This window comes from Streptomyces sp. NPDC030143, from assembly GCF_055573695.1.
Window position 1 is genome coordinate 202,420 of sequence record NZ_JBVIAY010000012.1, and the last position, 12,265, is coordinate 214,684.

The 12,265-nt window shown below is 72.7% G+C and carries 13 protein-coding genes; 5 read left to right on the top strand and 8 right to left on the bottom strand.

The genetic code is table 11. The features are described from left to right. Positions 1 to 420: 420 nt before the first annotated feature. On the bottom strand, positions 421 to 801 hold the full coding sequence (locus ACZ4YY_RS21955; RefSeq protein ID WP_468292596.1) for a VOC family protein: 381 nt from the start codon (positions 799 to 801) through the stop codon (positions 421 to 423). Between the two features lie 308 nt (positions 802 to 1,109). Here ACZ4YY_RS21955 and ACZ4YY_RS21960 point away from each other — a divergent pair, with 308 nt between their 5' ends. Beyond that, positions 1,110 to 1,469, top strand: a complete 360-nt coding sequence (locus ACZ4YY_RS21960) for a hypothetical protein (RefSeq protein WP_468292599.1) — start codon at positions 1,110 to 1,112, stop codon at positions 1,467 to 1,469. A gap of 72 nt (positions 1,470 to 1,541) precedes the next feature. Here ACZ4YY_RS21960 and ACZ4YY_RS21965 read toward each other — a convergent pair whose 3' ends face one another. Both ACZ4YY_RS21965 and ACZ4YY_RS21970 read right to left on the bottom strand, forming a co-directional pair. Further along, positions 1,542 to 1,928 carry a VOC family protein gene (locus ACZ4YY_RS21965; protein ID WP_468292602.1) on the bottom strand — a complete coding sequence of 129 codons (387 nt, stop codon included), beginning with the start codon at positions 1,926 to 1,928 and terminating at the stop codon, positions 1,542 to 1,544. A gap of 96 nt (positions 1,929 to 2,024) precedes the next feature. Further along, a complete protein-coding gene (locus ACZ4YY_RS21970; protein WP_468292603.1) occupies positions 2,025 to 3,089 on the bottom strand; it encodes an NAD(P)-dependent alcohol dehydrogenase in 1,065 nt (354 codons plus the stop codon). 169 nt (positions 3,090 to 3,258) lie between these two features. Here ACZ4YY_RS21970 and ACZ4YY_RS21975 point away from each other — a divergent pair, with 169 nt between their 5' ends. Continuing rightward, positions 3,259 to 4,176, top strand: a complete 918-nt coding sequence (locus tag ACZ4YY_RS21975) for a helix-turn-helix domain-containing protein (RefSeq protein ID WP_468292606.1) — start codon at positions 3,259 to 3,261, stop codon at positions 4,174 to 4,176. 287 nt (positions 4,177 to 4,463) lie between these two features. On the opposite strand, the gene ACZ4YY_RS21980 is transcribed toward ACZ4YY_RS21975, so the two are convergent. After that, positions 4,464 to 5,714 carry a L,D-transpeptidase gene (locus ACZ4YY_RS21980; RefSeq protein ID WP_468292609.1) on the bottom strand — a complete coding sequence of 417 codons (1,251 nt, stop codon included), beginning with the start codon at positions 5,712 to 5,714 and terminating at the stop codon, positions 4,464 to 4,466. Between the two features lie 235 nt (positions 5,715 to 5,949). Beyond that, positions 5,950 to 6,327, bottom strand: coding sequence for a hypothetical protein (locus ACZ4YY_RS21985; RefSeq protein WP_468292612.1), 378 nt, complete (start codon positions 6,325 to 6,327; stop codon positions 5,950 to 5,952). 109 nt (positions 6,328 to 6,436) lie between these two features. Here ACZ4YY_RS21985 and ACZ4YY_RS21990 point away from each other — a divergent pair, with 109 nt between their 5' ends. Both ACZ4YY_RS21990 and ACZ4YY_RS21995 read left to right on the top strand, forming a co-directional pair. Continuing rightward, positions 6,437 to 6,748, top strand: a complete 312-nt coding sequence (locus tag ACZ4YY_RS21990; RefSeq protein WP_468292615.1) for an LPXTG cell wall anchor domain-containing protein — start codon at positions 6,437 to 6,439, stop codon at positions 6,746 to 6,748. A gap of 42 nt (positions 6,749 to 6,790) precedes the next feature. Next, positions 6,791 to 7,591, top strand: coding sequence for a hypothetical protein (locus ACZ4YY_RS21995; RefSeq protein ID WP_468292618.1), 801 nt, complete (start codon positions 6,791 to 6,793; stop codon positions 7,589 to 7,591). 57 nt (positions 7,592 to 7,648) lie between these two features. On the opposite strand, the gene hutH is transcribed toward ACZ4YY_RS21995, so the two are convergent. The 3 genes from hutH to ACZ4YY_RS22010 form a co-directional block, all read right to left on the bottom strand. Continuing rightward, on the bottom strand, positions 7,649 to 9,187 hold the full coding sequence (hutH, locus tag ACZ4YY_RS22000; protein WP_468292704.1) for a histidine ammonia-lyase: 1,539 nt from the start codon (positions 9,185 to 9,187) through the stop codon (positions 7,649 to 7,651). A gap of 81 nt (positions 9,188 to 9,268) precedes the next feature. Beyond that, the gene (locus ACZ4YY_RS22005; protein ID WP_468292621.1) at positions 9,269 to 10,411 is read right to left on the bottom strand and encodes a GGDEF domain-containing protein; all 1,143 of its coding nucleotides are present in this window, start codon (positions 10,409 to 10,411) and stop codon (positions 9,269 to 9,271) included. 122 nt (positions 10,412 to 10,533) lie between these two features. Next, positions 10,534 to 11,337, bottom strand: coding sequence for an enoyl-CoA hydratase/isomerase family protein (locus ACZ4YY_RS22010; protein WP_468292623.1), 804 nt, complete (start codon positions 11,335 to 11,337; stop codon positions 10,534 to 10,536). 214 nt (positions 11,338 to 11,551) lie between these two features. On the opposite strand from ACZ4YY_RS22010, the gene ACZ4YY_RS22015 reads away from it, so the two are divergent. Then, a complete protein-coding gene (locus tag ACZ4YY_RS22015) occupies positions 11,552 to 12,250 on the top strand; it encodes a hypothetical protein (RefSeq protein ID WP_468292626.1) in 699 nt (232 codons plus the stop codon). Positions 12,251 to 12,265: the final 15 nt, after the last annotated feature.

Below are 12,265 nucleotides of genomic sequence, written 5' to 3' on the forward strand. Positions count from 1 at the left end.
CCCGGCGGGTGACGGAGGAGTCGTAGGGACGGGTTTGTCCTGCCCGATCGGCGTCACAAGGGTGGGGGGCGGAACACACCACCGCGGCCGGGGCCGGTTCGGGAGGGCCCCCTCCCGAACCGGCCCTTCGTGTCGTGCGAGGCCCTACGGGATGCCGGACACCCAGTCACTGGGCGACGCGTCAGGATCACGGCCCCGCTTCGGAGAGACCGGCAGCCGGAGCGTGGCGCGGCCGCTCGGCAGCCGGAGCGTGGCGCGGCCGCTCGGCAGCCGGGGCATGAGCCGGGCATGGCGCGGCCGCTGGCAGGGCTGGTCGGGCCGTGGGACGTCCAGGAGACGGTCCGCTAGGTGTACGACATCGCCATGTGACGGCCGTTCGGCTCTCGTGCTCCGGCCACCGCTCCCCCCTCGCCGCAACCGTCAGAGCGGGCGGAGGCGGGCCTTGAGCAGGCAGAACTCATTGCCCTCGGGGTCGGCGAGAACATGCCACTGCTCCTCGCCGGTCTGGCCGATGTCGGCCCGGCGCGCCCCGAGCTTCAGCAGGCGTTCGAGCTCGGCGTCCTGATCGCGGTCGGTGGCGTTGACGTCGATGTGCAGCCGGGACTTCCCCTGCTCCGGCTCGTCCCTGCGGCTGAGGATGATCGTCGGCTGCGGTCCGCCGAACCCTTCGCGCGGCCCGATCTCCAGGGTGCCGTCCTCTTCGCGGTCGAGCACCACGAAGTCCAGGACCTCGCACCAGAACCGCGCCAGCAGCTCGGGGTCGCGGCATCCGAGCACGAGCTCACTGATACGACATGCCATGAGCGAAAACCTACTCTCAGCGGGGAACTGACAGGGCGCCCGCGCGCGGAGCTCCTGTGCTCCCCCGCCGCGGGAACTCGCTGGCGACCGTACCGGGCGGGGCGATCGGGTGCGAGGGGATTTCGCGGTCCTCGCCCGCCCGGCCCGGGCCGCCGGGTGGGGATTGCCCGCCGCGCAGCGGGCCGGACGGACGGTGACGACAGGCCCTGTGAGGGGCCCGGCGGTGTCCCGCACGGGCCCGGATCCGCCCGGCCGGAGTGGTCTTCCGCCGGGCGGGCGCGTATCCGCGCCCGGCCGCCCTAGGGGCCGTGGATGTGCAGGATCTCGACGGGTCGGTCGTCGGAGGGTCCGAACCAGTGGGGTTCGGCCGTGTCGAACTCGGCCACCTCGCCGGGGCGAGCGTGAGTTCGCGCTCCCCGAGGACGAGCAGCAGGCAGGTGGGCTCCGCGCTGGGCGTCGCTGTCGCCGGCGGCCTCGTCGCCGACGCGGGTCCGGCCGGGCTCGCGCCGGCGTTCCGGCCCGGCTGGTTCCTGGTCGCCGTCTGCGGGGCACTGCTGCTCGCCGTGGCCTGGACCGCTCCGGGAGCCCGGTCCCGGCGGGAACAGCGGCCGGCCCCGGCCGACCGCGGACCGCGTGGCAGCGGGAACCGGTGGCCGGCCGGTGGCTGAAGGGCAGCGGGCAGCCGGCCCTGCCGGACCGACCGGACACCGACCGGTGGCGGTCGGGCGCGGCCGCTCTCGTCAGCCGTCGCCACTGCCGTACGGTCGGGTCAGGATCTCCAGCCGGTGGCCGTTCGGGTCGTCGAAGTACATGCCGCGGCCGCCGTCGTTGTGGTTGATCTTGCCGGCGTGGTGGTGGAAGGGGTCGGACCAGTACGTCAGTCCCGCCGAGCGGATGCGGGCGAGGATCGTGTCGAAGTCCTCCTCGGAGACAAGGAACGCGTAGTGCTGCGGAGTGATGTCCCCCGGTGTGTTCATGTAGTCGAGGGTCACCCCGTTGGAGATCTCCACCGGCACGAACGGGCCGTAGGGCGGGCTCACCCGGAGTCCGAGGATGTCGGCGAGGAAGCGGGCGGAGGCCCGCCTGTCGTGCGCGGCGACGATGGTGTGGTTCAGCTGGACGGTCATCTCGCAACCCTCCTCGTCACCCACCTTACTGACCCGCCCGCGACGGGTGGGTGTGCCGGGCCGCTCGCGGTGACACACCCACCCGGGCCCGGCGGGTCAGATCGTCGCGGCGTCGATCACGAACCGGTACCGCACATCGCTGTCCAGCACCCGCTCGTACGCCTCGTTGATCTCACCCGCGCCGATCAGCTCGATCTCCGCGCCGAGGCCGTGCTCGGCGCAGAAGTCCAGCATCTCCTGGGTCTCGCGGATGCCGCCGATCATGGAGCCGGCGAGGGTCTTGTCGCCGCCGATCAGGGAGAAGAGGTTGAGGGAGACGGGCTCCTCGGGCGCGCCCACGTTCACGAGGGCGCCGTTCGTCGTCAGCAGGGACAGGTAGGCGTCCAGGTCGACCGGGGCGGAGACCGTGGAGAGGATCAGGTCGAAGCTGCCGCGCAGGTCCTCGAAGGTCTTCGGGTCGCTGGTGGCGTAATAGTGGTCGGCGCCCAGCTTCAGGCCGTCGTCCTTCTTGCGCAGCGACTGCGACAGCACCGTCACCTCGGCACCCAGCGCGTGCGCGATCTTCACGCCCATGTGGCCGAGGCCGCCCATGCCGAGGATGGCGACCTTCTTGCCGGGGCCGGCGTTCCAGCGCTTGAGCGGCGAGTAGGTGGTGATGCCGGCGCACAGCAGCGGCGCGGCGACGTCGAGGGAGAGGCCCTCGGGGATGCGGACGACGTAGTTCTCGTCGACGACGATCTTCTGCGAGTAGCCGCCGTAGGTGGGCTCGCCGTTCTTGTCGAGGGCGTTGTACGTGCCGACGCCGCCCGTGCGGCAGTGCTGCTCCAGGCCGGCGCGGCAGTTGTCGCACTCGCGGCAGGAGTCGACCAGACAGCCGACGCCGACGCGGTCGCCGACGGCGAACGACGTCACACCGGAGCCGACCTCTGAGACGACGCCCGCTATCTCGTGGCCGGGCACCATCGGGAAGATCGCCTCGCCCCAGCCCTCGCGGACCTGGTGGATGTCGGAGTGGCAGATGCCGGCGAACTTGATGTCGATCAGGACGTCGAACTCGCCGACCGGTCGGCGCTCGATCGTCGTGCGCTCCAGCGGAGCCTTGGCGGCGGGCGCAGCGTACGCGGCGACGGTGGTCGGGCCGGAGGTCGTGCCAGTGGTCATGCCGGGTTCTCCTAGCGGGTCGTACGCCCCGGTCTGCCTTCGGACCGGGCACGACGGACAGTCTGCCCGGCCGCGTCCCGTCCACCCAGCCCTCACCTGTGCCTACGTCCACCGTGCCTACCACTGGCGGGGTCAGGATCGTGTGCCTACGACCGTGAATACTGGACGCATGGACGAACAGCCCGAAGCCGTGCCCGAGACCGGCGGGCGTCTGGACCGGCGTGCCGAACTCAGCGAGTTCCTGCGCACGCGGCGGGCCCGCCTCAAGCCGGAGGAGGTGGGACTGCCGGACTTCGGCCGGCACCGCCGGGTGCCGGGGCTGCGGCGCGAGGAACTGGCACAGCTGGCCGGGGTGTCGGTGGCGTACTACACGCGCCTGGAGCAGGGCAACGGGCGGAACGTGTCGGCGGAGGTACTGGACTCCATCGCCCGCGCGCTGCGGCTGACGGACGCCGAGCACGCCCACCTCACCCACCTCGCCAAGCCCAAGCAGCACAAGAAGAAGCCGGCGGCGCGGACCCAGCAGGCCCGGACCTCGCTGCGCCAGCTGCTGGACCTGATGGACGGGGTGCCGGCCTACATCGTGGGGCGGCGCGCGGAGATCCTCGCCTGGAACCGGATGGCGGCGGCGCTGTTCGGCGACTGGGGCGAGCTGCCGCCGGCCGAGCGGAACTGGGCGCGGCTGGTGTTCCTGCGGCCCGCGTACCGCGAGCTGTTCGTGGACTGGGAGCAGAAGGCGATCGACATCGTGTGCATGCTGCGCATGTACGCCGGCTGCTATCCGGACGATCCGAAGCTGTCGGCCCTGGTGGGCGAGTTGTCGGTGAAGAGCGAGGACTTCCGGCGGCTGTGGGCGACCCACGACGTCAAGGAGAAGAGCCACGGCGTGAAGCACCTGAGGCATCCGCTGGTGGGGGAGCTGTCGCTGAACTTCGAGGGGTTCCGGCCGGCCGACGACGGCGAGCAGACGCTGGTGACGTACCACGCGGAGCCGGGGTCGCCGTCGGCGGAGGCGCTGCGGCTGCTGGCGAGCTGGGGGGTCGACGCGACGCGGGCGGGGGCGGGGTCCCAGGCGCCCTCCGCCTGACGCGCGTCCGGCTCCGCGGCCCTGCTGGGTGATCATGTGGCTGTGGCCGCGCCGGGTCGCGGAGCAGGTGACGCCGCGAGCCGGGCTCCCCTTCTGTTCGGAGCTCTGCGTCTTCCGGCGGGCCGTCCACTCACGGCTCAGCGGTCCCGGCCGTGGGTGCCGCGGACAGCTGTGGGCGGCCGCGCGGGGCTGTGGGCGGCCGGGGGCCCTGCGGGCGGGGCCGTGTCCGGTCCCGGAAACACCGATGCCGCCCCTGGGGGCGGCATCGGAGGACTGCGGACGGGGTGTCAGACGGCCGAACCGGCCTTCCACTTCGCCCAGTCCATGTTCCAGCCGTTGAGGCCGTTGTCCGGCGCCACGGTCTTGTCGCCGGTGTTCTGGACGACCACGACGTCACCGAGGATCGAGTTGTCGTAGAACCAGGAACCCGGCGTGTTCGGGTCGTTGGCGCCCTTGGTGTCGGACAGGCCGACGCAGCCGTGACTGGTGTTCACCGAGCCGAAGATGGACTTGGCGCCCCAGTAGTTGCCGTGCACGAAGGTGCCGGAGTTCGTCAGGCGGATGGCGTGCGGCACGTCCTTGATGTCGTACTCGCCCTTGCCGTCGTCGTCGGTGAAGCCCACGGTCGCGCCGTTCATGCGCGTCTCCTTGAACTTCTCCGACATCACCATGATGCCCTCGTACGTCTTGTTGTCGGGCGAGCCGGCGGAGATGGGGATCGTCCGGACGGTCTGCCCGTTGCGCGTGACCTTCATCTGCTTGGTCTTCGCGTCGACGTACGAGACCTGGTTGCGGCCGATCTTGAAGGTGATCGTCTTCTGCTGGACGCCGAAGACACCGTTGGCGCCCTCCACCCCGTCGAGCGCGAGCTTCAGCGTGACGGTGGAGTTCTCCTTCCAGTACTCCTCGGGACGGCAGTCCATCCGCAGGCCGCTGAACCAGTGGCAGACGACCTCCTGGCCGCTGCTGGTGGTGACCGTGACGCCCTTCTGGACGGCCGCCCGGTTGGTGATCTCCTTGTTGAAGTTGATCGACACGGGCATGCCGACGCCGACGGTCGAGCCGTCCTCCGGCGTGAAGTTGCCTATGAAGCTGTTGGCGGGCGAGACCGTGGTGAAGGAGGCGTTCTCGTGGGCCTCGCGGCCGTCGGAGTCCTTCGCGGTCGCCGCGAGCTTGTAGGTGGTGGAGCGCTCGAGCTGGCCGCTGGGCTTCCAGCTCTTCTTGTCGGCGGAGAGCTCGCCCGCCACGGCGGTGCCGTCGGCGGCGGTCATCGTCACCTGGGTGAGCGTGCCCTTGCTCACCGTGACGGCCGCCGAGTTGTTGATGGAGGCGTTGTTCGAGCCGTCCGCGGGCGTGATCTTGATCTGGGCCTCGGACGCCTTCGCGGCGGCCGCCTCGTCGGCCTTGGCCTGTGACGAGCCGTCCTTGCCGCTGTCCGAGCCGCCGCTGTCGCCGCCGGAACACGCAGAGAGCACCAGAACACCGCCGAGCAGGGCGGACGCGGCCATGAGACCCCTGCGCCGCCTACCGTCCGTCATCACACGCTTCTCCATCGTCGCCGATTGCCGAACCCCGAGAGTTCCCCGTCAAGAAACATCAACGCCGCGACCGGTTCGTCCCGTTCCACATTTTTCGAATGTGTGGGCCACACCACGTCCCCCGGGGCGGGTGGACCCGCCCGGGGCCGAGGTGCGACGGTCGGCCAGTGCGTCGGTTGAGACGACGAAACCCGGGCGGCGGTTGCCGCTCGGGTTCATGAATTCCCCGAGACGCTCAGCCGATGCCGCCCCGACGGCCGTCTTCTTCGCCGGCCGCGATGTCGTCCTCCCCGTCATCATCCTCGTCCATGTCCCACTCCTGTGCATCGGGGTCGTGGTCGACGGGTTCGCAGGACCAGGACGCCTGGTGGAGTTCGACCCCCGGGATGTCCCCGACCAGGCCGAAGGGGTCGACGAGGTAGGCGAGGGCCTCACTGGTGTCCTGGGTCACGGCGCTCTCGGCGTGCGCGCGCTCGCTCTCGGGCGTCGCCGGGTCCTCGGCGTCCTCGGCGAGGCGCCGCAGAGCGGCCCGGGTCACCGCGTCCGTGTCGTCGACCTCCAGCACGAGGTCCACGCGAAGCCGTACATAACGTGATGTCTCTTCAGTAGTCATGGGCGGAGAGTACGGCTCCGGGCTCCCGCGGCTTTCCCGCGACCCGCGCCTTTCATTAGCATCGGTCCACACGGCCAATTCGCCAGCGCCACAAGGGGATCGATATTCCGTGTCATCCGCTCGCCGTCCGTTGCTGACCGCCACCGCCGCGGGCACCCTCCTGTGTGCCCTGTGGTTCGTCCCGAACGCCAACGCGACGCAGGACACCCCGGCCAGAACCCAGACGTCGTCGCAGGTCACGACCCAGGTGCGGGCCGCGTCCGCGGACACCTCCGAGGTGACGGGCACCGACGCGGGCACCCGCCTCGCCGACACGGGAAGCTTCGACACCACGCCCTACGTGGTGGGCGGGACGACCCTGCTCGCCCTCGGCGCGGGGTTCGTGGTCTATTCCGTGCGGCGGGAGCGCCTGGGCTTCTGAACCGACTTGACGCGTCCTTGACCAGGCCTTCATAGTCCGCTCATGAAGAGATCATCGGGGGCGCGGCTGTGCGCCGCGGTCAGTGTGGGCGCCCTGTCGCTCGCCCTCGTCACGGGGTGTTCGGACGACGGGTCGAAGAAGTCCAAGGGCTCCAAGGGGTCCGGTTCGGACTCCTCCTCGTCGTCGGCTCCCGCCGCTCAGGCCGTGAGCACGGCCGAACTGGAGAAGCTGCTTCTCGCGCAGGGCGAGGTCAAGGGCTACAAGGTCAGCTCGGCCGACGACACCCTGCCGGGTTCCAAGGACAAGGTGAAGTCCGACAAGGCGGAGTGCGCGCCGCTGGCGTACGCCATGTCGGGTCTGGCGCCGGGTGACACGGACGCGAACGCGAGCAACAGCCTCACCGAGGACAAGGCGTCGGACGCCGCCTCCAAGGCCCCCGCGGACATCAACGAGGCCGACATCGCCAACGCCTTCAAGGTCAACCTGACCTTCGTGGGGCTGTCCTCGTACGCGGGTGACGGCGCCCAGAAGGCCGTGAAGGCCGTCTCGGACGGGATCGCGGCGTGCTCGGGCGGCTTCGGCATCACCGCCCAGGGCCAGAACCAGAAGATCACCAAGGTGGTCCCGGAGAAGGCCTCCGGCGCCGGGGACGAGTCGGTGGCGTTCGCCGTGGACTCCGACATGGACGGCGAGGGCACGGCCACCTTCCACACCGAGGTGGTGCGGGTCGGCACCGTCGTCTCGACGTACTACACGGTGGACTTCTCCGCCCTCGGCGAGGGCAAGCCGGCCGACGTCCCGGCCGCCGTGGTCGACGGCCAGGTCGCCAAGCTCAAGAAGTAACGCCCGTCCGGGGCCCCGCCGTCACCTGACGGCGGGGCCCCGACGCGTGCGGGCGGACTACCGGAGCGGTCCGGTGACCGTCTCCACGGCCGCGACGAGCCGCCCCTCGCGCACGAACGCGTCCGCGGCGGCGAGGTCGGGCGCGAGGAACCGGTCCGGGCCGGGCCCCTTGACCCCCGCCTCCCGCACGGCGTCGACGACGGCCCTGGTCGCCGGCGCCGGGGTGAGCCCCTCGCGCAGTTCGACGGCGCGGGTGGCGGCGTACAGCTCGACGGCGAGCACGCGGGTGAGGTTGTCGACGGCCGTGCGCAGCTTGCGCGCCGCCGACCAGCCCATGGAGACGTGGTCCTCCTGCATCGCGGAGGACGGGATGGAGTCCGCGGAGGCCGGTACGGCGAGCCGCTTCAACTCGCTGACCAGCGCGGCCTGCGTGTACTGGGCGATCATCAGCCCCGAGTCGACGCCGGCGTCGTCCGCGAGGAACGGCGGCAGGCCGTGGCTGCGGTTCTTGTCCAGCAGCCGGTCGGTGCGCCGCTCGGTGATGGAGGCGAGGTCGGCGACGGCGATGGCGAGGAAGTCCAGGACGTAGGCGACCGGCGCGCCGTGGAAGTTTCCGTTGGACTCGACGCGCCCGTCGGGCAGCACGACGGGGTTGTCGACGGCCGAGGCGAGCTCGCGCTCCGCGACCAGCCGGGCGTGCGCCAGGGTGTCGCGGCCCGCGCCGGCGACCTGCGGGGCGCAGCGCACCGAGTAGGCGTCCTGGACGCGGGGCGCGTCGTCCTGGTGATGACCGGTCAGGCCCGAGCCCTTGAGCACGGCGAGCATGTTGGCCGCGGACGCCTCCTGCCCGGGATGCGGGCGGATGGCGTGCAGTTCGGGCGCGAGCACCCGGTCCGTGCCCAGCAGGGCCTCCAGGGAGAGGGCTGCCGTGACGTCGGCGGACTTGTAGAGGGTGTCGAGGTCGGCGAGGGCCATGACCAGCATGCCGAGCATGCCGTCGGTGCCGTTGAGAAGGGCGAGGCCCTCCTTCTCGCGCAGTTCGACGGGCTCGATGCCGTGCGCGGCGAGGAGTTCACCGGCGGGCCGCACCACGCCGTCCGGGCCCTCGGCGTCGCCCTCGCCCATGAGCGTGAGGGCGCAGTGCGAGAGCGGGGCGAGGTCGCCGGAGCAGCCGAGGGAGCCGTACTCGTGGACCACGGGGGTGATGCCGGCGTTGAGCAGGTCGGCCATGGTCTGCGCGACCTCGGGCCGTACGCCGGTGTGCCCGGAGCAGACGGTCTTCAGCCGGAGGAACATCAGGGCGCGCACGACCTCCCGCTCCACGGCCGGTCCCATGCCGGCGGCGTGCGAGCGCACGATGTTGCGCTGGAGCTGCGCGCGCAGTTCCTGGCTGATGTGCCGGGTGGCGAGGGCGCCGAAACCGGTGGAGACGCCGTAGACGGGGTCGGGTTTGGCCGCGAGGGCCTCCACGATCTCGCGGGCCCGCGCGAGGGCCGCGACAGCTTCCCCGGAGAGCTCGACCCGGGCGCCGCCGCGCGCCACGGCGAGCACGTCGGACGCGGTCACCCCGGACGTCCCCACCACCACAGTGTGCATATCCATATTCAGGAGCGTACGCAGTGAAGACGACAATGTCACCAGTGGGGCCGGGGTTCGCCCCTTACCGTCGGCCCACACTCACGGACGGCCCCGGAAGCTGCGCCGTTCCGCGGCCGGCCCCTGCGGCGGCTCGTCGGCGAGGCGCACGACCGGGTCGTCGGGCCCCTCCCGCCCCGCGACCACCGGCCGGGCGGCCCGTACGGCCTTGGCGCGGTACTGGGCGGCGTCCGCGAGCCGGAACAGCCGACGGGCGGAACGCACCGGTCCGATGGGGTCCGCGGTGGAGGCGACCCCGCAGGCCACGCCCTCCCCCAGCTCAAGCTGCGCCGCCCGGCGGCAGAGCTCGTCGGCGACCTTGACGACGTCGTCGGCGGGCGGCCCGACCGCGAGCAGACAGAACTCGTCCCCGCCGAGACGGGCGGCCAGCGCCCCCGGCAGCATCGCCCCGCACAGCGACAGCACCGACCCGAACCGCTCCAGCAACCGGTCGCCCACGGCATGCCCCTGGGTGTCGTTGACCCGCTTGAGCCCGTTGAGGTCGCAGACGACGAGGCTCACCACCTCCCCGCGCACCCGGTGCCGCTCGACGGCCTCCTCCAGGCGCACGTCGACCGCGCGACGGTTGGCCAGCCCGGTGAGGGCGTCGGTGAAGGCCAGCCGCCGGGCCTCCTCCAGCCGCTCGGTCTGCGCGATCCCGGCGGCGACGACGGCGGCCAGGACGGTGGCGAAGTCGGCGTCGGCGCGGTCGAAGACGGGCGTGCCCGAGGAGCGGGCCACATACAGCTCGCCCCAGGCCCGGCCGTGCAGCACGATCGGCGCGACCACGCACGAGCCGCGTCCGCGGCGGCGCAGGGCGGCGACCCGCTGGTGGCAGTAGCCGGGGCGGCCGGCGGCGGGCCCCTCCGCCGTCTCCACCCAGGCGTTGGGCTCGCCGCCGGTCACCCAGCGCTCGTGCAGGAACTCGGTGATCTCGGGGAACTGGTGCACGGGGTAGGCCTCGCCGTCCGGGAACTCGTCCTCGTCGGACGCGCGGTCACCCACGTTCACCAGGACCCGCAGCCGTCCCAGCTCCCGCTCCCAGACCGACAGCGCGGCGAACCCGCCGGCCAGCGCCCGGCAGGCTCCGAGCGCGGCGGCCCGCAACGACTCGCGGGGCGTGCGCGCGGCCGCCATCCCCTGCGCCAACGCCACGACGGCCGCGAGACGCCTGTCCTCACCCATCTCCCCAGGTTAGGGATGTTCACGAACAAAGGGGACGCGGAGGGGGCGCCGGGGTGACGACGGGCGGGGCGGATGTGCCCCAGGAGGCGGGAGCTCTTCTCCGCAGAGGCGGGGAGGCCGGTCTACTCCCCCGGCCACCGGGGCGCCCGCTTCTCGTTGAACGCCGCCACTCCCTCCGCCCGGTCCCCGGAGAACGCCACCGTTCGCCAGGCCGCGTCCTCGACCTCCAGGCCGGCGCGCAGGTCCAGACCCTGACCCAGGCGCAGCGCGCGCTTGGCCGCGCGCAGGCCCACCGGGGAGTTCGACCCGATCCGGGCGGCCAGCGCCAGGGCCTCCTCACGGTCCCGCCCCTCCTCCACCAGCACGTCCACCAGCCCCAGCTCCCGCGCCTCGGCGGCCTCCACCCGCCGTGCCGTGAAGATCAGCTCGGCCGCCCGGGCCGCGCCCACCCGCCGGGGCAGCAACTGCGTCCCGCCGCCGCCCGGGATGACCCCGACCGACACCTCGGGCAACCCCAGCACGGCGGTGCGGTCGGCCACGATCACGTCGCAGGACAGCGCCAGTTCGAACCCGCCGCCCAGCGCGAAGCCGTGCACCGCCGCCACCGTCGGCACCGGCAGCTCCAGCACGCCGGTGTACGCGCCGCGCGCGACCGGCCGCTGGCGCAGCAGGTCGGCGTCCGTGAAGGAGTTGCGCTCCTTGAGGTCGGCACCGACGCAGAAGGCCCGCTCGTAGGTGGAGGTGAGGACCACCACACGCACGTCCCGGTCGGCGCCCAGCGCCTCGCAGGCGGCGCCGACGGACCGGGCCATCGAGGTCGAGACGGCGTTCATGGCCTTCGGCCGGTCGAGGGCCAGCTCCGCGACGTGACCGCCGTCCCCGTGCCGCCGCACCAGCACGAACTCCCCGTACCGTTCCTCGCTCATGACACCCTCCGGTTAACGCGGGTTAACAACTTTCACCGGCTCGATCATCGCAGCCGGGGGCCGCCCGGGAAAGGCCGGGCCGGTTCCGGCATTCCCTGCCCGTCCACCCGTTCGAGTGACATCCCGCCCGACTCCACCCGCACCGCCCAGGGGAGCGCATAACGTGCGTCCGCCACGGCGCATCGGGGGCGCGAACGCATCGGGAGGGAACGCCATGACGACCACACCGGTGAGGACGCAGACCGGAAGAGGCGGACAGCACGGGCCGCAGACGGAGCGCGGCGAGGTGAGCGGGGGGAGCGGGACCGCGCCTGCGCCCCCCTGGGCGCCCCGTGCGCGCGGCAGGCACCGCCGCCCCCGCCCCCGCAAGGTCCTGTTCGTCGCGGGCGGCCTGGCACTGGTGGCCGGGGCGCTGAGCCTGGTGCGGCTGACACCGGACGCGGGGGTCGGCGGGATCGGCGCGGCGGAGGCCGAACCGCGGCCCGAGCCCTACGCCGACGCGGGTACCGGTACGGGCTCGGACCGGGCGACCCCCGCAGCGGCCACCTGGCCCGCGGTCCCCGGGCCGGCCCCGTCGGCGGCCGCCCCGATGGGCGCACCCAGCGCGCGCCCGGCCGCGGGGGCGGCTCTCGGGCCGTCCGTCTCACCGACCGCGCCCGTCCTCACGCCCAGCGGTCCCTACGCCCCGCGCACCCCGGCGCCCGCCCGGACCACACCCGCCGCACCGGTGTCCGCGGTCCCGGGCCGCCCGTCGGCCCCGGCCACCCAGCAGCCGGCGCCGCCCGCCGCACCCGCCCCGGGCACGGACGCGCCACCGCCCACGCCGGCACCCGCGCCCGCGCCCGACCGTCCCGGGCTGTGCGTGCCCGTCGTGGGCCTGTGTGTGGACCCGCTCGACGCGTCCCGGGGATGAACTCCGGGCGGAGCG